This is a genomic window from Algoriphagus faecimaris, assembly GCF_900101705.1.
GTDB classification, from domain to species: Bacteria; Bacteroidota; Bacteroidia; order Cytophagales; family Cyclobacteriaceae; genus Algoriphagus; species Algoriphagus faecimaris.
Genome location: NZ_FNAC01000014.1, coordinates 85553 through 103533, shown reverse-complemented (window position 1 = coordinate 103533; position 17981 = coordinate 85553). Strand labels below are relative to the sequence as shown.

Below are 17981 nucleotides of genomic sequence, written 5' to 3'. Positions count from 1 at the left end.
GGTATTCGGTATATTATTTTGTTTTCCAATGCTCAAACTATCGCTTTTGAAATTTTTGATTGAATTTAGTTAATTTTGTAAAATGAGTCAGAAAAGAGAAGAATTAGAGCATCGTCTCAAACTCCGAAATATTAAGCCTGGAGATTACGAAGATATTCGAGAAATCATGATGTCCATCTATCAGGATAAAGGGATGGCTTGGACACGACAGGAACTTAAAAATCAGATCAAAGCCTTTCCGGAAGGACAAATCTGTATCGAAGATAATGGAAAAGTAGTAGCATCCGCTTTTAGTATCATTGTGGATTATGCCCAGTTTGGGGACAATCATACCTACGATCAGATTACGGGATATGGGAAGTTTGACACCCATGATCCAGAGGGAGATACCTTGTATGGGACGGATGTTTTTGTCCATCAGGAGTACAGAGGAATGCGTCTCGGCAGGCGTTTGTACGATACCCGAAAAGAGCTTTGTGAAAATCTCAACCTTCGGTCTATCATCGCGGGTGGACGGATTCCTGGATACACCAACTACGCCGATGAAATGACTCCAAGGAAGTACATCGATTTGGTCAAAAATCGCGAGGTTTTTGATCCGGTACTTTCGTTTCAATTGGCCAATGAATTTCACGTAAGAAAGGTAATCACCAAATACCTACCTGAGGATAAGGATTCGCGGGCTTACGCAACCTTGCTCGAGTGGATCAATATTTACTATGAGAAGGATGAAAAGCTGATCGGTAATAAAAAGTCGATCGTGAGGTTGGGTTTGGTGCAGTGGAAAATGCGTCGCTTCTCCAATGTGGACGACTTGATGCAGCAGGTGGAGTTTTTCGTGGATACCGTCTCGGGATACAAGTCGGATTTTTGTTTGCTTCCCGAATTTTTCAATGCGCCACTTCTGTCAGAGTTTAACGACATGGATGCTTCAGAAGCCATCCGGAATCTTGCCGATTATACGGATGAGATTGTGAGTAGAATGAGTGATTTGGCAGTCTCGTATAATGTCAACATCATAGCGGGGTCCATGCCCGAGTACGATGGTAAAAAACTCAGAAACGTTTCCTATCTCTGTCGCAGAGATGGTACACAGGCCAAGCAATACAAGCTTCACATCACACCTGATGAAGCATCCTATTGGGGACTGCAGGGAGGAAATGGTATCCATGTATTTGACACCGATGCCGGTAGGGTAGGTATCTTGATTTGTTATGATGTCGAATTCCCCGAATTGGGTAGAATTCTAGCCGAGCAGGATATGGATATTTTATTTGTGCCTTATTGGACAGATACCAAAAACGCCTTTCTGCGTGTCAATACCTGTGCAAAAGCCAGGGCAATAGAAAATGAGTGCTATGTAGCTATCACAGGTTCGGTGGGAAACCTACCCAAAGTAGAGAATATGGATATTCAGTATTCTCAGGCTGCTATTTATAGCCCTTCTGATTTTTCTTTTCCCCATGATTCTATCGTGGCCCAAGCCTCTGAAAATGCCGAAACTACCATAGTGGCGGACGTGGACTTGGACTTGTTGACCAAGCAGCGTAAAGCGGGAAGTGTAAGAAATCTAGAGCAAAGAAGATTAGACCTATATTCGATCCAATGGAAGCAGAAAAAATAATCCAAGCCTATTTCGAGGATATTTCCGAGGAGGTCATAGCGAAAGCTTCCCAAATCAAACTCCTAATCACTGATGTAGATGGAGTCCTGACCGATGGAGGAATCATCTATGATGACCACCGCACCGAGTATAAAAAGTACAATGTAAAAGACGGATTGATCGTAAAGCACCTCCGAAAAAATCGAATCATGGTCGGGGCTATTACTGGCAGATCCTCGCCTGTGGTAGAGAATCGCTGCGAAGAGCTTAAATTTGATTTTCATTATCATGGAATCAAGGACAAAGGCAAGAAATTGGAAGAGCTTTTGGAGACTTTAGAAATAGAGCTGAGAGAAGTTGCGTATATTGGAGATGATCTTATCGATATTCCTATCATGAAGCAGGTCGGACTTTCGGTCGCTCCATTAGATGCGCTCACCTATGTTAAGCCTATGGCGCATTATATCTCAAGATTTGAGGGAGGGAAAGGAGTATTCCGAGAAACTGCCGATTTGATTCTTTTTTCGCAGGGGAAATTCCCCTCAATTATTCAGTCTTACTTAGATTAACACCAATGATGAATATAAATACCAGCCCCATGAAGATCACTGATTCTGTGATTTTGGGTAGCGAGCGTCCGGTTCTTTTTTCAGGCCCCTGTGCCGTTGAGAGTTTTGATATCTGCCTGGAAATTGGCACCAAAGTAAAAGCATGGGCTGCCGAAAATGGATTTGATTATGTGTTTAAAGCCTCCTTTGATAAAGCTAACAGGACTTCTTCTGGCTCCTTCCGAAGTATAGGGATGGATAAAAGTTTAGAAGTACTTCAGCGTGTAGGCAAGGCACTGGATGTTCCACTAGTCACGGATATCCATGAGAGTTATCAAGCGGCGGAAGTAGCAGAGGTGGTAGATGTACTACAGATTCCTGCCTTTTTGTGCCGTCAGACGGATCTGCTTTTGGCAGCTGCGGCGACGGGGAAAGCCGTAAAAATCAAAAGAGGGCAGTTTATGGCTCCTGAAGACATGCAATACGCTGTGAAAAAAGTTCGAGAAGGCGGAAATGAAAATGTATGCTTGACAGAGCGGGGTTTTTCTTTGGGATATCATAATCTAGTGGTGGATATGCGAGGACTTCCGATTATGAGACAGTTTGCTCCGGTAGTTTTTGATATTACACATTCTGTACAGCAGCCCGGGGGTCAAGGAGGAAGTAGTGGAGGACAGCGTGAATTTGCTCCTGTTTTGGCAAGAGCTGCAGCGGCTACAGGTATCGATGGATTTTTCATTGAGACTCACCCGGAACCCAGTAAAGCACTCAGTGACGGTCCTAATCTTATTCCGCTGCATCGAATGGGGGACTTTCTATCCATGCTCAAAGATGCTTGGACCTTGGGAAGAAAATATCAGAATTTTCAGGTCGAATAGGTCATGCGCCTCTTCCTCCTCTTTTGTATAGGATTTAGCCTTTTGGCTACTTTTTCGTTTTCCCAGACAGAAAAGGAAGGTTTGACTCATTTTCTAGAAAGAAAAAAACAAACCCTATCTCCTAAGGAGCATGCTTTGGTTTACTCTTTCTATGAGGAGAGAAATTTTCAACTGATTTGGATCACTGATACTCAGCCCAATCAGCTGGCTTTTGACCTCAAGGAGTCCATCGCACAGATTCGGTTTGATGGATTGAATCCCGAAGAATACGAATTATCTGAGATCGATCGACTTTTCCAGCAATTTTTGGATCGTAAAACTCCTCCGAACCAAAAAGACTTGCTGGAGTTGGAAGGGCTCTTGACGCTTTCATTTTATCGATTGATCGATCACTTGAAGTTTGGCAAGGTGGATCCGGCCGAACTTTCTGGGATTTGGGATTTAAAAAAGCAAAGAGAGCCTGCAGTAATTCTGGATTTTTTGAAGCGAGTGACTGGTTTTTGGTACTTGTCCAATCTTCTGGAAGAGGCAAGACCATCCCTGAGTGCTTATGCTGCGGGCAGAAAGACCATGATGGAGCTAGAGCTGGAACTGCTTCATGCTGCTGAGGAATGGGATGAGATTAGGCTTGATAAAGTCCTCAAACTGGGCGACAGGCATCCAAAGGTCCCGCTCATCGATCAGCGATTAAGGAAATTGGGTTTCGGTTTTTATTCTTGGCTGGATTCAATTCCTGATTTGTACGACTCCAGTATGTGGCAGGCGGTTCGTAGGCTTCAAGTTGACTTTGGACTTGAGGATGATGGAATCATTGGGAAAAATACGCTGACAGCGCTTAATGCCTCTCCAAAAACAAAAATGCAACAGCTAGCTGTCAACCTGGAGCGTATGCGCTGGATTCCAGAAGGTATGCTTGAAGGGGAAAAAGTATTGGTAAATATTCCGGATTTTAAAATGGCCTATCTTGATGGAGCAGATACGCTGTTTTCATCTGATGTGATTGTAGGGACAGTGAGAAATAAAACCCCAATTTTCAGTGCTGAATTGAGTCATTTGATTTTCAGCCCGTATTGGAATGTGCCAAACTCTATTACTAGAAATGAAATCGTACCGGCAGTGCGTAGAGACCCCTCTTATCTGACGCGAAACAGGATGGAAATAATTTCCGCTGGCAGAGTCGTAAACCCTTCCGCTGTAGATTGGAATTCGAGGTCCTTCCCCTATTGGATACGGCAGCAACCGGGGCCTCACAATTCGCTGGGTTTGGTGAAGTTTATGTTTCCAAATTCTCATCATATTTACCTGCATGACACACCTGCAAAGCAGTTGTTTTTTAGGCAAAATAGGGCCTTTAGTCATGGATGTATTCGGATGAAGAAGCCTCTCGAATTTGCATTGTTTCTACTAAGAGAGCAGCCGGAGTGGACGGAAGAAAAAGTGAGAACGGCAATGACTCAGACGGTGGAAACGGAAGTAAGATTAAGTCAAAAAATACCGGTTTGGATCATGTATTTTACCTATTGGTCAGATGATCAGGGTAAAGCGCTTTTTAAAAATGACATCTATGGGCTTGATGAGCAGCTCTGGCAAAAACTGCAGGAATAATCAAGGCTGCAGAAGGGGAGGGTTTTGAATATAAGCCTCGTCATTGCCATAGATCAGCATCAAGGAACCCTCTTTGATTAAATCGATAGCTTGTGCAGAAAGCTGAGAGGGCAAGGCAGGACAGCCCAAACTTCGCCCGAGTCGACCCGTATTTTTGGCAAACTCCTCCGTGGCATAGGCGGCTCCATGGATTACAATGGCTCGATTTCTAGCTTGATCGTTGATGCCTTTCTCTAATCCATCCAATCGAAGAGAATAGCCGTGTTTTCCCTGATAAGTCTCTGCTGTCTTATAAAATCCAATACTGCTCTGATAGGACTCCGGACGATTAGAAAATTGAGTAGCCATCAACTGACCTGAATTTCTTCCATGCGCCACGACAGACTGTAGGAGTACCTTGCCTTCTTTGGGGTTGATAATCCACATGCGCTTCTCGGTAGAGGGCCGTGTAAAATCAATAATCGTCAAATTAGGATTGGACAATTGGTTTTCCAGCTTTTCATATCCTTCGAGTGCCAGCTCTAAAATTTGTGGATCGGGGACATCAGCGCTATTTGCTTTTAATACCTCATAAAGGGATTTGTCTTTTTCGGGAAGGATTTCTACTGCGGGAATTTCCGGATTGAGCCTACCGTCAATCCTTGGGCTGAGTAGGGACAGCAATAGCAACAATGAAGTCAATTGAATGATGGGCATAGGACTGGGGTGATTTGGGTGAAATAATCTGTAGCCGTTTAATGAACTATCAAAGTACTAGAAATCGTTCATTAATTGGTAAAAATAAAATCCTTGAAGATCTAGGATGATGTACTAATTTTGAAGAAAATTTTAAGTAAATAAATAATTGAATAGCAGTAGGTTGAATAATTTGTTTAAAGAAAAAAGAAAATAATTAAACAAAATAGAAAATACTGCTGTTTCCTATGATGATGAAAGTATCCGTATTCCGTAAAGAACATTTCAATGCAGCGCATCGCCTCAATAATCCTACGCTAAGCGCTGAAGAAAACGAGTCAATTTTTGGTAAATGTAATAATGCTAATTATCATGGCCACAATTATGATTTGATCGTACAGCTTCGAGGCGAAATAGACCCTGTCACGGGATATGTGTATGACATGAAAAAGCTCAGTGATCTTATCAAGGAGCATGTATTAAATAAATTTGACCACAAAAACCTAAACTTGGATACCGATGAATTCAAAGAACTCAACCCCTCTGCTGAAAATATTGCAGTGGTTATTTGGAATATTTTGAGGGAAAAAATTGATCGGAAATTCGAATTAATAATTCGACTTTATGAAACAGAAAGAAACTATGTTGAATACGATGGGAATTGATTTAGCCCGAGCTGCCTTCGAGGAAATCGGAGAGGAGCATGTTGGAACCTCCCTTGAGACCCCACTCAGAGAAGATGCTTTTGAGATGGATGATAATCTTAAGGTTGAGCTAATTGAAAAACACTTTCGCGAGATCATGAATATTCTCGGGCTGGATCTGACAGATGACAGCTTGAAGGGTACACCACATCGTGTCGCAAAGATGTATGTCAAAGAAGTTTTTGCGGGACTCAACCCCAAAAACAAACCGGCTGCAAAGCTTTTTGAAAATAAATATAAGTATAGCGAAATGCTAGTGGAAAAGGATATCACTTTTCATTCTCATTGCGAACATCATTTTGTGCCTATCTACGGAAAAGCACATGTCGCTTACATTTCAAATGGTAACGTAATCGGACTGTCTAAAATCAATCGGATAGTACAATATTACTCTAAGCGTCCACAAGTACAGGAGAGATTGACCGTGCAAATCGGAAACGAACTCAAAGAAGTATTGGGGACTGAAGATGTAGCGGTCATCATGGATGCTTATCACATGTGTGTAAGCTCAAGAGGTGTCAATGATACCAACAGTTCCACGGTCACTTCTTTCTATTCAGGTAAGTTTGAAAGGGATGAGCAATCAAGAAATGAATTTCTGAAATACATCAGTATGGAGAAATAATTTAAATAAGCTAAACCAACTTAAAAACCGGAGCTTGTTTCCGGTTTTTTTGTTTTTGTCCAAACAAAAAGCTTCTCAAATTGATTTATAGAGTATCAAAACAAGAAATAATGCAAGAAAAAAATATTGTAATAATCGGAGGGAATTCTGGAATAGGTAAGGCTGTCGTCGAGCAATTGGAAGCTCAGGGAGCCCGTCTTTTTTTATATTCTAAAAGTGGTGATGGAACAACCGAGTTGGACACCGCCTCAGATTTTGATGAGATTCCGAATCTTCCTGATACGATCGATGGATTAGTATATTTACCTGGTACGATCAATCTTAAACCCTTTCATAGAATTTCGATAGCTGATTTTCAGCAAGAATTAGATATTAATTTTTTGGGTGCTGTCAGGGTGCTTCAGGCTTGTATGAAAGCATTAAAAAAATCGACTTCCCCTTCCGTCGTATTGTACAGTACAGTTGCAGTGCAGACGGGAATGGGTTTTCATGCGGGAATAGCAGCAGCCAAGGGAGCCATAGAGGGACTGACTCGCTCATTAGCTGCTGAATGGGCACCTGCCAAAATCCGTGTTAATGCTATTGCACCATCCTTGACGGATACGCCGCTTGCATCTACGCTGCTTTCTACAGAAGATAAAAAAGAGGCAAGCAATAAGCGACATCCCCTAGGCCGAATAGGAAGTCCTGAGGATATCGCCAATGCTACCGTCTTTTTGCTTTCAGAATCCTCATCTTGGATGACGGGTCAGATCATTCATTTGGATGGGGGAATGTCCAATTTGAAATAAATGATTAAACAATTCCTATTAAAATATTGTACTAACCATGGGTATGGTCCCGAAGAGATAGAGCTGTGAATATGAAGACTCCACCTGAATCATTCCTTTTGTTTAAGGAAGAGTTGAGGAAAGCCCAACTTGAAAAAGAAAGGCTGAAGAAAGAATATGAAAATAAATTGGCTGACGTGAACCAAGAACTTGCCAGATTGAAAGAGCAAATCAGATCGCAACAGGACATGATGCGTACTACTTTGGAGTATGCTTCTAATCTCGAGGTTCGACTGGAGCAATTCAAAGATGAAGTGAATCGTTCTGAAAATCAGCGTAAAAAAACCTTATACTAATTCCATCATCTTGCTATGAACGACACCTTATTTACATCCGAAACGCGAGATTTTGAACTGGCTTTTGAAGAGAGATATACACGTGTTTTTGTCAACACTGACAAAAAAATCGTCATCTGTGAGTTACTAGCGGATTACATTCCTATAGATGACTTCAAAGAAGCTTTTCATAAGATTGGGGATATAGTCAAAGCGGGTAATTTCGAAAAATTTATATTCGATAAGCGCTCTCTACGCGCTTTCCATCAGCCTACGATGGAATGGTATTTCATCCACTGGAAAAAAGAAATGCTTCAGTACGGGGTGAAAACTCACAGAAAAATTCTTCCTGATGAGAAGTGGTTTGAGAAAATGGTTCAAATCGCAAAAAAACAAATCTTGGAAACCTATCCTGACAACATCATTGATCAATTGGATATCAAATACTGCGATTCGATCGAGGAAGCCATACAGCGATGATGAAGTATTTTTCCAAGGAGAGTATTCTGGAATCGGATTCTTTTTTCAGAAGAAACCTAATCAATTGCCTTTCAGGATATAAAAGTTTGAATTTGATTGGGACTCAAAACAAACAAGGTCAAACGAATCTCGCTCCTTTTTCTCAAGTATTCCACATCGGTGCATCCCCTCCTTTGGTGGGGATTTTGGTGCGTCCACACACAGTCAAAAGAGATACTCTGGAAAATATCTTGGATACAGGGTATTTTACATTGAATCAAGTCAGTCCGGAATTTTACAAGGAAGCCCATTGGACTTCTGCTAGATGGGATGGAAGCGAATTTGAAGGTACAGGGATCGATCCTGAGTATTTTGAAGAATTTCCCGCACCCTTTGTCAAAGGAAGCCCTGTTCGGCTAGGTTGTAGTTTGGTAGAAACTCAGACACTTCAGGTCAATCAGACTATACTGGTGATAGGCAGTATAGATCATATTTTTGTAGATGAAAAAGGGCTGAGAGCTGATGGTTCATTGGATTTGAATATTCTTGAAACAGTGACAGTTTCCGGTCTGGACGAATATCATGTAGGGCAAAAACTAGGGAGATTAAGCTATGCAAAATCAGATCGTGAGGTAGAAGAAATTTGATTTTTCTGAAGTAGTCTATTTTGAAATTAAATTAAGTTTTCGTTTTTTGAAGAAAATTTTAGAAACATGAAAACCTATCTCCTTTTGGCATTGATTACTTTTTGTTTGTTTTCTTGCGAAACTTCCAATCAGAATGCAGAAGAAAAATTAGGTCAAATTCCCGAATTAACCTTGGTAGACAGCATGCAAATTGATCGCTTGGTTGTCCCTACGCTGCTCGACTACAGTGAGGATGGAAAGCATTTTTTGTTTTTCGATTTTCAAAGCAATGAATTGATTTTAACTGATCCCTCAGGACAAATACTAATCACTGCCAACCGTACAGGAGATGGTCCAAATAGCTATAAATCAGGCTATTTTTCAGCGTGTAGATTTGTGGGAGATGATCAAATCCTAGTAGAAACATTCTCGGGTACTTACCTATATGATTTAAAATTTACTCTAAAGGATTTTAAAATGGCCCATGTACGGATTTTAAGTAGAATGAGTGGAGATACCCCTGGTTTTGTGGTTGACAAAAATTATCAATTCAAATTTGGATTTTTGGAATCAGATATTGATCAAATCCGAGTTGATGATCAATGGAAAATGGATGTCTATGATTTTTTGAAAGTCTCAGATCACGAGTCGAATGAATTGTTTTCAGCGCCCGTTCCCCAATCATTAAATTATCTTAATGATCCCGGAGAATATTTTTCCTACGATGCTAATGCCCTGATTCGAGATGATAAACTTTACCTTCAGTTTTTTATGACCCCCTATTTGTATGAATACAAATTTCCGGAATTGGTGCTAATAGATTCTTTGCATTTAAATCCCAGGCAGGATTTTAAAAATACAAATCCTAGCCCAGGGGATAATTTTGGGTTATTCTTTGAAGAGCTCAAGGGCTCTCGCTATGAAAACTTTGTCTTTTCCAATGATCATTTGCTTACCTGGTATTTGAGGGCTGCACCAGCAGAGGAAGTGGATGCTTTAGATCGTCGGGTAGTAGGTGATGAAAAATATCAGGCCTTAAAGAAGAAGTATAAGACACCCGTTTACCAGATTTTCAAAGGAAAGGATAAAATCTGGGAAGGAGAATGGCCCATCAAACTTAATGTAAAAAAAGACCTGTTGTATTCCGTAAATGCCAAGCCGGGGGAGGACCCAAATGCTGTCGAACGAGATGCACAGACCTTATATTTTTATGAACTCCGATAAACATTTTTGACTCAGGTGAGTGATGATAGAAACTCGACTAAAATGAAACTACTTGAGCTTACCGATTCTGGACTTTTTTGCCCTCCTGCAGGGGTTTTTATCGATCCATGGCGACCGGTAGATCGGGCAGTTATTACGCATGCACATTCGGATCATTCCCGATGGGGGATGAAGCATTACTTGGCCCATCATGACTCTGCCGAGGTGATGAAGCTTCGGCTTGGTGCTGAGATCAGTTTGGAAACAGTAGATTATGCTCAGACGATCGAAATGAACGGGGTGAAAATCTCCCTTCATCCTGCCGGTCATATTCCGGGTTCATCCCAGATCAGATTGGAACACAAGGGTAAAATAGCCGTAGTCAGCGGAGATTACAAAGTAGAAGATGACGGCTTATCTGCTCCTTTCGAGCCGGTAAAGTGCCATGAATTTGTATCCGAATGCACCTTTGGTTTGCCGATCTACAAGTGGGAACCTCAACAGGAAATTTTTAGTCAGGTCAATTCTTGGTGGAAAACCAATGCTCAAGAAGGACGCAATTCGGTGCTTTTCGCTTACTCTTTGGGCAAGGCTCAGCGAATCCTAAAGCATCTCGATCCAAGTATTGGGAAAATTTTTGTCCATGGGGCGGTCTGGAATACTAACCAAGCTTTGCTGGCTCATGGAACAGCAATTCCCGATGTCCCAAAAGTCACCCAAGAAACTCCAAAAAGTGAATTCAAAGGAGCGATGATTATAGCACCTCCCTCTGCCTTTGGTACACCATGGATGAGGCGGTTTTCACCTTATCGAACAGGGATATGTTCGGGTTGGATGGCAGTTCGCGGAACGAGGAGGAGACGAGCTGCCGATCGGGGATTTGTACTTTCTGATCATGCAGATTGGGAGGGATTAATTCAGGCAATAGAGTCCACAGAAGCCGAGAAAGTGTACCTGACTCACGGCAGTACAGCCTCTTTTGTACGCTTTCTTCAAGAGGAGAAAGGAATCGATGCGGTAGAGTTGCAGACGCTTTTTGGAACAGAAGAGGAAGAGTAAATCGTAATTTTAGTGCTTTTCTGGTATCTTCATTCGTGATAAACATGCCCGGAAGATGAAGAAAAACCTAAAAGCCATCCTGATACTTTTCATTTTTGTCGCCTGCCAATCCAAGAATGAGCAAGAGGATCCTGTCTTGATTCATTCTGTGACAGGAGATATTTCCATTGATTCTCTGGGTTTAATCCTGATTCATGAGCACATGCTCGTGGATTTTATCGGAGCCGACTCCGTGAGTTTGGACCGATGGGATAGGGACTCTGTGGTGCAAAAAGTACTTCCTTATTTGATGGAGGTAAAAAAGTACGGGGTAAAGACGATTTTGGAATGTACTCCTTCTTATTTGGGAAAAGACCCTGTTTTGCTACAGCAACTCAGCGAGAAATCCGGAATTCAAATTCTCACCAATACGGGATACTATGGAGCCGTGGAGGGGAAATATTTACCGGCACACGCATTGACAGAATCTGCTGAGGAGCTATCCAATCGCTGGACTGCTGAATTTGAAAATGGTATTGAGGAAACCGGAATCAAACCTACTTTTATCAAAATCTCGGTCAATGAATCGGAACCCCTTTCCTCCGTAGACCAAAAACTGGTCAGGGCAGCAGGGCTGACTTATCAGAATACTGGCCTGACAATCGCTTCTCACACAGGAACTTGGATGACAGCATCGCAAGAAGTGGCGATTCTTCAGGAAATGGGAATAGATCCTTCGGCTTTTGTATGGGTTCATGCTCAAGCTGAGGAAGATTTTGAAAACTACCAAAAAGCTGCCGAATTGGGCGTTTGGATCAGTTTGGATGGAATAGGATGGGGAATTGATCCTTATGTGGAGCGCTTACTTTATGCTAAGGAAAACGGATTTTTAGACCGTGTTTTGATTTCTCATGATGCAGGATGGTATGATCCTGCCAAGCCTGAAGGCGGGGATTTCCAACCTTTCACCTCGATTTTCGAAGAGCTGATCCCGATCCTCAATGAAATGGGATTCCAAGACGAGGACTGGAATCAGCTTTTAGTAGAAAATCCAGTTTTAGCTTTTTTTAGGCCAATTGATCAAATATTCCGCTAGTTTCCAAAGGATTTAAACTTGATTTTGTAGGTGGCATTGATGTACCAAGGCATGTATTTTTCATATCCCGAAACCGATAGTCCAACTCCATTTTTGATGTTGGGGTTTTTGGTGTTCCACTCAGCCTCTAGCTCCATCCATAAGCCCAATCTGACAAAGCTTCTGGAAGAAAGGATAAGTTCTGGTTCATCGGGGTCCGAAAACAAAAATGGGCTGACAAAAGACTGGCTGCCAATATTTAGTGATGGTCCCGCAGAGAGGGAAAGCTTGAATCCATTATTCTTTTGAAGGATGTCGTATTTGAGCTTGGGATTGAAGAAAATACCAGAGGAAAAGTCTTCACTTTTTTGTGAGGCAAAACGGCCATTAGGCTCAGTTGTACCGATGGAATGATAAAATGTAAGCGATGGCGTGAAAGTGAAACGCTTACTGATCGGAATGTCCACCTCATTGACAAAATTGAGCCCCCAAAGGAGTAAATTTCCATCATGGGTAGCACCTGCACCGAAAGTGTACCTTATTTTTTCTTTTTCTTGAGCTTGAAGCCCGAAATGAAGAAATATCGCAAGAAACATTAGCAGAATAGTAGTTTTTGTTTTCATTGTAAAAGTTTTTTGGTTCGCAGTAAAGATGTGGCCTAAAGGATAAATATTGAATTATGATTTAGTTTTATTAACATAAAAAATCTTAATAATTGAAAATCAGCGAGTTTTGATGTTTTGACTCTCAAAAATCTGAAACTGCACCAAATTTTCTTTGCCAACCTTTACCAAACCACTCGTCCTGCTTACCTTTGCGCATGGCAGAACAAATTTTGATCCTCGATTTTGGTTCTCAGTACACCCAACTCATCGCCCGAAGAGTCAGAGAACTGAATGTGTATTGTGAAATCCACCCTTATAACAATGTTCCTGAAATCACGGAAGACATCAAAGGCATCATCCTTTCAGGCTCTCCCTGTAGTGTGCGTGATGAAGGAGCACCAGATTTAGATTTGGATAGCCTTCGTGGGAAGCTTCCGATTTTGGGTGTATGCTACGGTTCACAACTTTTAGCCCACAAATACGGAGGTGAAGTATTGCCTTCTACGATCAGAGAATATGGACGAGCTAACCTCGATCACATTGATTTGCATCATGACCTATTGAAAGAGATGACTCACGGTTCTCAAGTGTGGATGTCGCATGGCGATACCATCAAGAAATTGCCGGAAGGATTTGAGGTCATCGCCAGTACCTCATCGGTAGAAGTGGCAGCATTTAAGATCGAAGGAGAAAAAACCTACGGAATTCAGTTTCACCCTGAGGTGACCCATTCTACCGAAGGAAAGAATCTCCTGAGGAATTTTGTAGTTTCTATTTCTGGCTGTTCGCAAGATTGGACTTCGGATGTATTTATTGATGCTAGTGTGGCAGAACTGAAAGAAAAAATCGGTTCGGACAAAGTGGTCATGGGGCTCTCCGGAGGAGTGGACTCTTCTGTGGCTGCTACGTTGATTCACAGGGCTATCGGAGATCAATTGACCTGTGTGTTTGTAGATAATGGCCTGCTGCGCAAAAATGAATTTGAAGAAGTCCTTCATTCCTATAAGGATATGGGGCTTAATGTGATCGGAGTAGATGCCAAGCAGCGGTTTTACGATGCCTTAGCAGGAATCTCTGACCCTGAGGCCAAGCGAAAGGCAATCGGCAGAGCATTTATCGAGGTTTTTGATGATGAAGCACATAAAATCGACGGTGTCAAATGGCTAGGGCAAGGAACCATCTATCCGGATGTGATCGAATCGGTATCAGTTAAAGGTCCATCAGCCACTATCAAATCCCATCATAATGTGGGAGGTCTGCCTGATTTCATGAAATTGTCTGTGGTGGAGCCCTTGAATACGCTTTTCAAAGACGAAGTAAGAGAAGTGGGGAGAGCTTTGGAGATTCCGGAGGCTATCGTCGGGAGACACCCATTCCCCGGCCCAGGATTAGCCATCCGTATTTTGGGAGATATCACTCCTGAGAAAGTTGCTACGCTACAGGAAGTGGACCATATTTTCATTCAGGGATTAAAAAATCACGGGCTCTATGATCAAGTGTGGCAGGCAGGAGCGATTTTGCTTCCTATCCAATCCGTAGGAGTGATGGGAGATGAGCGAACTTACGAGCGTGTTGTAGCCTTGAGGGCGGTTGGCTCAGTAGATGGAATGACTGCCGATTGGATTCATTTACCTTATGAATTTCTTGGAAAAATGTCCAATGAAATCATCAATAAGGTAAAAGGTGTCAACCGAGTGGTGTATGACATTTCTTCTAAGCCGCCAGCGACGATCGAATGGGAGTAATTATCCTTTATTTCAAAAAAATAGAAACCCGGAGAGCATTCTTCGGGTTTTTTCATGGTAGGGGTATTTCGGCCCGAACTTTGGGTTTGGAAATAATGGTTTAAATTTGTCCCACCGTCTAGCTATATCCCATATACATGCAAAAGATCTTCTTTTTACTAGCGTTTTTTTTGTTTTCCCTTCAGCTCCAATCTCAAAACCTACCTGAGGGATTTGAGCGGGCCAAAGTATTACTCAACTCACAAAGCTATACTGAAGCGATTCAAGCTTTTCAGGAGTTTTTAAACCCTGAAGAATATGGGAATTTATCTCGGTATGCTGCTTTTTACTCCGCATCAGCGGCTTTGGAATTAAATCAAATCGACAGGGCTATTGGTTGGCTTCAGCCACTCGCCTCTCAGTCTTGGTCCAACCAAAATCAGTCAAAGTACCTTTTGGCCAAGGCTTACTTCCAAAATGAGCAGCGAACTGAGGCTTTGCGTATAGCCATGGATTTGCAATCAACAGATCTGAATGAGTCCATGCAGGATATGGTGTACGATTTTTTAATTCAGAGCAGTACCACTTTTCTCACTCAAAACATCCGTGAGTTCCAAGATTTGCCTGCTTACCGGGCAGCATTGAGCAATGTGTTGAGCCAGAAAAATATACTTTCTTCGGACGAGCGTTCACTTTTCTACGAGATGCAGGGAATGGGAATCGAAGGTATCAGCCAAGGCAAAAAAAATGATGTGTTGGACATAGTGGTCATTCTGCCTTTTACAGATGCTAAAGATCCTCGATTTGGCAAATTGGACCCGGGATCCTTTACCTATGAATTATTTCAAGGTATTCGCTTTGGAGTAAGGCAGCTTGTCAAGGAAGGAAAAAAAGTAAATTTGGTCAGCTTCGACTCCAAAAGAGATTTGGCTCATCTTCGAAATATTCTCAAAGATCCTGCGATCGCCAATGCAGACCTTATTATTGGTCCCATCTATCCGGATGAGGCGGATTTAGTCAGTGCTTTTGCTGAAAATGCTAAAATTCCTTTCGTTCACCCCCTTTCCAATCTGGGAGACCGCTTCAGTGATAGGGCGTTCAGTTACCTTTTCCGGCCATCTGTAGAGGATTTAGCAAATGGAATCGTCAGCAATCTAAAGGCGAGAAATTGGGGAAATCGAGTGGCCTTAGGTTTTTCAAACAGTAGTCGTGATGAGCAGTTGAGCCAGTTTTTAGAAGCAAAGCTAGCTGCCGAAGGATTTAATTTGATTCAGAAATCTTCTTTAAATCCGAGAAATGCTTCGAGTTTTTTGAATGATTTAAGGATTTTGCCGAGTAGGGATAGCGCTAAAGTTTTGGTAGATCAAGTCATTTTGCTTTCGGACGATCCTGCTATTGCGCAGCCGACCTTGTCCTATATCGAATCGGTGACGGCAGAGGTTCCCATTTTAGTGATGGATTCTTGGCTTGGATTTAATTTTGCCAATTATGAAATGCTCGAGTTTCCAAACTTCTACTTTATTTCCAACAATTCTCCCCACTTTGGTACCGAGGAGATGGAGGTCTACAGAAGGGCGTTTTACGATCGCTATTTAGTATTCCCTTCTGTCAATTCAGTTTTAGGCACAGAGTTGATTTATTGGTTGGATTCCTTTTCCTCTGCTAGTTCAGGCTGGGAATTAAGAGAAAATTTAAAACAAAAAGACTTTTTGCCTGGTAGACTAACCTGGGGCTTTGATTACAAAGACAGCAATTCCAATCAATACGTTCCTGTTTTCGGTTTGGAAGCAGGAGAATTAAAACCCATAAATTAATTCATGAATATTTCAGAAAGCAAGCGGCTTTTTGCCCATGCTCAGAATTTTATTCCAGGAGGAGTCAATTCTCCAGTTCGTGCGTTTCGAGCAGTTGGCGGTGATCCGATTTTCATCAAGCGAGCAGATGGTGCATTTATTTTCGACGAAAATGACAACGGATACATTGAGCTGATCAATTCTTGGGGCCCGATGATTCTGGGGCATAATCATCACCTCATCAGAGAGGCGGTCATTGATGCGATGGATAGCGGAACCTCCTTTGGTGCACCTACGGCAAAGGAAATTGAAATAGCGGAACTCATTGTCAGTATGGTTCCCTCTGTAGAGAAGGTTCGGATGGTCAACTCCGGTACCGAAGCCACCATGTCAGCTATTCGAGTGGCCCGCGGATATACAGGACGTGACAAATTCATTAAAATGGAGGGCCATTACCACGGGCATGGAGATTCATTTTTGATCTCTGCAGGATCGGGCGCCATTACCATGGGGAATCCCGATTCACCGGGAGTGACCAAAGGGACGGCAAAGGATACACTTTTGGCTCCATATAACTCCTTGGAGGCTATTGAGAAATTAGTCGATGCCAACAAGGGGGAAATTGCCGCTTTGATCTTGGAACCAGTCCCTGGTAATATGGGATTAGTGACGCCGATGCCAGGTTATTTGGAGGGCTTGAGAGAGATTTGTACGCGTGAAGGTATTGTGTTGATTTTTGATGAAGTGATGACTGGTTTTCGCTTGGCTCCAGGCGGGGCACAGGAACTTTTCGGAGTGACTCCTGATATGACTACTCTGGGTAAGATTATAGGAGGAGGAATGCCCGTAGGGGCCTACGGAGGAAAAAAGGAAATCATGGAACATGTATCTCCTGCCGGGCCAGTTTACCAAGCGGGAACCCTATCAGGAAATCCCATCGCCATGGCAGCGGGTCTTGCTATGCTTCACCATCTTAATGACCATCGTGAACTCTACGGTGAGCTTTTGACCATAGGGCGAAAAATAGCCGAAGGAATCATGAAGATCAACTTAGAGCTCGGCTACAACTATACGGTAAACCATCTGGGAAGTATGTATAGTTTGTTTTTTAGTAATGATCCTGTGGTGGATTTTGAATCGGCCAAAAAATCAGATACCGTGCTGTTTGGAAAATACTTCCAAGCCATGTTGAAGCGAGGTATTTATTTGGCGCCTTCTCAGTTTGAAAGCCTTTTCTTATCCACAGCTTTGAGAGATGATTTGATTACACAAATACTTCAAGCGCACCGTGAAAGTATGATAGAGATCCATTCAGCTTAAATAAAAATTTACTATGTCTATTAAAGTTTACGGAATCAAGAATTGTAATACCATGAAGAAAACCTTTGAATTTTTAGATTCGAAGGGAGCAGGTTATGATTTCATTGATTACAAAAAACAACAACCAAGTCAAGAGTTACTTGCAGGATTTCTAGAGAAGACCGAATTGTCCAGCCTTGTCAACAAGAAAGGGATGACCTATCGAAAAATGACTGAGGATCAAAAAACTGCTCTTGAATCTACTGAAACGGCTTTACCGATTTTGGTAGATCATAGCAGTATGATTAAGCGGCCTGTGATCACTTATCCGGATGGCAGCCTTACTTTGGGATTCAATGAGGAAGAGATAGCGAGTAAGCTTTAAAAAGAGTTTTTAAGGAGGTCGTGTTGATGAT

19 protein-coding genes are annotated in these 17981 nt (G+C 42.2%); 17 read left to right on the top strand and 2 right to left on the bottom strand.

Annotated elements, in window-relative coordinates:
* The first annotated feature begins 82 nt into the window (after positions 1-82).
* The 4 genes from BLQ57_RS09435 to BLQ57_RS09420 are packed head-to-tail and all read left to right on the top strand — an operon-like array spanning position 83 to position 4634.
* Positions 83-1624 (top strand): bifunctional GNAT family N-acetyltransferase/carbon-nitrogen hydrolase family protein, encoded by a 1542-nt coding sequence (locus BLQ57_RS09435; protein ID WP_087939004.1) that lies wholly within the window; start codon positions 83-85, stop codon positions 1622-1624.
* Positions 1606-2172, top strand: coding sequence for a KdsC family phosphatase (locus tag BLQ57_RS09430; RefSeq protein WP_087939003.1), 567 nt, complete (start codon positions 1606-1608; stop codon positions 2170-2172). Before BLQ57_RS09435 ends, BLQ57_RS09430 begins: the two co-directional genes overlap by 19 nt.
* Positions 2173-2180: 8 nt before the next feature.
* The gene (gene kdsA, locus BLQ57_RS09425) at positions 2181-3029 is read left to right on the top strand and encodes a 3-deoxy-8-phosphooctulonate synthase (RefSeq protein WP_087939002.1); all 849 of its coding nucleotides are present in this window, start codon (positions 2181-2183) and stop codon (positions 3027-3029) included.
* Positions 3030-3032: 3 nt separating this feature from the next.
* On the top strand, positions 3033-4634 hold the full coding sequence (locus tag BLQ57_RS09420) for a L,D-transpeptidase family protein (protein ID WP_087939001.1): 1602 nt from the start codon (positions 3033-3035) through the stop codon (positions 4632-4634).
* Here BLQ57_RS09420 and BLQ57_RS09415 read toward each other — a convergent pair whose 3' ends face one another.
* On the bottom strand, positions 4635-5330 hold the full coding sequence (locus tag BLQ57_RS09415; protein ID WP_087939000.1) for a murein L,D-transpeptidase catalytic domain family protein: 696 nt from the start codon (positions 5328-5330) through the stop codon (positions 4635-4637).
* A gap of 233 nt (positions 5331-5563) precedes the next feature.
* On the opposite strand from BLQ57_RS09415, the gene BLQ57_RS09410 reads away from it, so the two are divergent.
* From BLQ57_RS09410 to BLQ57_RS09370, 9 genes are all read left to right on the top strand, one after another.
* Positions 5564-5974 carry a 6-pyruvoyl trahydropterin synthase family protein gene (locus tag BLQ57_RS09410; protein WP_087939027.1) on the top strand — a complete coding sequence of 137 codons (411 nt, stop codon included), beginning with the start codon at positions 5564-5566 and terminating at the stop codon, positions 5972-5974.
* On the top strand, positions 5934-6638 hold the full coding sequence (gene folE, locus BLQ57_RS09405; protein ID WP_087938999.1) for a GTP cyclohydrolase I FolE: 705 nt from the start codon (positions 5934-5936) through the stop codon (positions 6636-6638). Before BLQ57_RS09410 ends, folE begins: the two co-directional genes overlap by 41 nt.
* A 110-nt stretch (positions 6639-6748) precedes the next feature.
* Entirely contained in the window at positions 6749-7429 is a 681-nt protein-coding gene (locus BLQ57_RS09400; protein ID WP_087938998.1) for an SDR family NAD(P)-dependent oxidoreductase, read from the top strand.
* A 71-nt stretch (positions 7430-7500) separates the two neighbouring features.
* Positions 7501-7764 (top strand): hypothetical protein, encoded by a 264-nt coding sequence (locus BLQ57_RS09395; protein WP_087939026.1) that lies wholly within the window; start codon positions 7501-7503, stop codon positions 7762-7764.
* 15 nt (positions 7765-7779) lie between these two features.
* Positions 7780-8223, top strand: a complete 444-nt coding sequence (locus BLQ57_RS09390) for a hypothetical protein (protein WP_087938997.1) — start codon at positions 7780-7782, stop codon at positions 8221-8223.
* Positions 8220-8849, top strand: coding sequence for a flavin reductase family protein (locus tag BLQ57_RS09385; protein WP_087938996.1), 630 nt, complete (start codon positions 8220-8222; stop codon positions 8847-8849). Before BLQ57_RS09390 ends, BLQ57_RS09385 begins: the two co-directional genes overlap by 4 nt.
* Before the next feature lie 66 nt (positions 8850-8915).
* Entirely contained in the window at positions 8916-10052 is a 1137-nt protein-coding gene (locus BLQ57_RS09380) for a hypothetical protein (RefSeq protein WP_087938995.1), read from the top strand.
* 42 nt (positions 10053-10094) lie between these two features.
* On the top strand, positions 10095-11090 hold the full coding sequence (locus tag BLQ57_RS09375; RefSeq protein ID WP_087938994.1) for a ligase-associated DNA damage response exonuclease: 996 nt from the start codon (positions 10095-10097) through the stop codon (positions 11088-11090).
* Positions 11091-11145: 55 nt separating this feature from the next.
* Positions 11146-12165, top strand: a complete 1020-nt coding sequence (locus tag BLQ57_RS09370) for a phosphotriesterase family protein (RefSeq protein WP_087938993.1) — start codon at positions 11146-11148, stop codon at positions 12163-12165.
* Here the strand turns inward: BLQ57_RS09370 and BLQ57_RS09365 are convergent.
* The gene (locus BLQ57_RS09365; protein ID WP_139162702.1) at positions 12162-12767 is read right to left on the bottom strand and encodes a hypothetical protein; all 606 of its coding nucleotides are present in this window, start codon (positions 12765-12767) and stop codon (positions 12162-12164) included. The two genes, BLQ57_RS09370 and BLQ57_RS09365, sit on opposite strands and share 4 nt — an antisense overlap.
* Positions 12768-12964: 197 nt before the next feature.
* Between BLQ57_RS09365 and guaA the strand changes: the two genes are divergently transcribed.
* The 4 genes from guaA to BLQ57_RS09345 all read left to right on the top strand — a co-directional run bounded on the left by guaA (position 12965) and on the right by BLQ57_RS09345 (position 17950).
* Entirely contained in the window at positions 12965-14494 is a 1530-nt protein-coding gene (guaA, locus tag BLQ57_RS09360; RefSeq protein ID WP_087938991.1) for a glutamine-hydrolyzing GMP synthase, read from the top strand.
* Between the two features lie 137 nt (positions 14495-14631).
* Positions 14632-16287, top strand: a complete 1656-nt coding sequence (locus BLQ57_RS09355; RefSeq protein ID WP_087938990.1) for a type 1 periplasmic-binding domain-containing protein — start codon at positions 14632-14634, stop codon at positions 16285-16287.
* Between the two features lie 3 nt (positions 16288-16290).
* Positions 16291-17586, top strand: a complete 1296-nt coding sequence (gene hemL / locus BLQ57_RS09350) for a glutamate-1-semialdehyde 2,1-aminomutase (protein WP_087938989.1) — start codon at positions 16291-16293, stop codon at positions 17584-17586.
* Between the two features lie 13 nt (positions 17587-17599).
* Positions 17600-17950, top strand: coding sequence for a Spx/MgsR family RNA polymerase-binding regulatory protein (locus tag BLQ57_RS09345; RefSeq protein ID WP_087938988.1), 351 nt, complete (start codon positions 17600-17602; stop codon positions 17948-17950).
* Positions 17951-17981: the final 31 nt, after the last annotated feature.

Bases quoted from the DNA above. Each gene is read 5' to 3' on its own strand.
- BLQ57_RS09435 (WP_087939004.1), top strand. From the start codon at position 83: ATGAGTCAGAAAAGAGAAGAATTAGAGCATCGTCTCAAACTCCGAAAT.
- BLQ57_RS09430 (WP_087939003.1), top strand. From the start codon at position 1,606: ATGGAAGCAGAAAAAATAATCCAAGCCTATTTCGAGGATATTTCCGAG.
- kdsA (WP_087939002.1), top strand. From the start codon at position 2,181: ATGAATATAAATACCAGCCCCATGAAGATCACTGATTCTGTGATTTTG.
- BLQ57_RS09420 (WP_087939001.1), top strand. From the start codon at position 3,033: ATGCGCCTCTTCCTCCTCTTTTGTATAGGATTTAGCCTTTTGGCTACT.
- BLQ57_RS09415 (WP_087939000.1), bottom strand. From the start codon at position 5,330: ATGCCCATCATTCAATTGACTTCATTGTTGCTATTGCTGTCCCTACTC.
- BLQ57_RS09410 (WP_087939027.1), top strand. From the start codon at position 5,564: ATGAAAGTATCCGTATTCCGTAAAGAACATTTCAATGCAGCGCATCGC.
- folE (WP_087938999.1), top strand. From the start codon at position 5,934: ATGAAACAGAAAGAAACTATGTTGAATACGATGGGAATTGATTTAGCC.
- BLQ57_RS09400 (WP_087938998.1), top strand. From the start codon at position 6,749: ATGCAAGAAAAAAATATTGTAATAATCGGAGGGAATTCTGGAATAGGT.
- BLQ57_RS09395 (WP_087939026.1), top strand. From the start codon at position 7,501: ATGAAGACTCCACCTGAATCATTCCTTTTGTTTAAGGAAGAGTTGAGG.
- BLQ57_RS09390 (WP_087938997.1), top strand. From the start codon at position 7,780: ATGAACGACACCTTATTTACATCCGAAACGCGAGATTTTGAACTGGCT.
- BLQ57_RS09385 (WP_087938996.1), top strand. From the start codon at position 8,220: ATGATGAAGTATTTTTCCAAGGAGAGTATTCTGGAATCGGATTCTTTT.
- BLQ57_RS09380 (WP_087938995.1), top strand. From the start codon at position 8,916: ATGAAAACCTATCTCCTTTTGGCATTGATTACTTTTTGTTTGTTTTCT.
- BLQ57_RS09375 (WP_087938994.1), top strand. From the start codon at position 10,095: ATGAAACTACTTGAGCTTACCGATTCTGGACTTTTTTGCCCTCCTGCA.
- BLQ57_RS09370 (WP_087938993.1), top strand. From the start codon at position 11,146: ATGAAGAAAAACCTAAAAGCCATCCTGATACTTTTCATTTTTGTCGCC.
- BLQ57_RS09365 (WP_139162702.1), bottom strand. From the start codon at position 12,767: ATGAAAACAAAAACTACTATTCTGCTAATGTTTCTTGCGATATTTCTT.
- guaA (WP_087938991.1), top strand. From the start codon at position 12,965: ATGGCAGAACAAATTTTGATCCTCGATTTTGGTTCTCAGTACACCCAA.
- BLQ57_RS09355 (WP_087938990.1), top strand. From the start codon at position 14,632: ATGCAAAAGATCTTCTTTTTACTAGCGTTTTTTTTGTTTTCCCTTCAG.
- hemL (WP_087938989.1), top strand. From the start codon at position 16,291: ATGAATATTTCAGAAAGCAAGCGGCTTTTTGCCCATGCTCAGAATTTT.
- BLQ57_RS09345 (WP_087938988.1), top strand. From the start codon at position 17,600: ATGTCTATTAAAGTTTACGGAATCAAGAATTGTAATACCATGAAGAAA.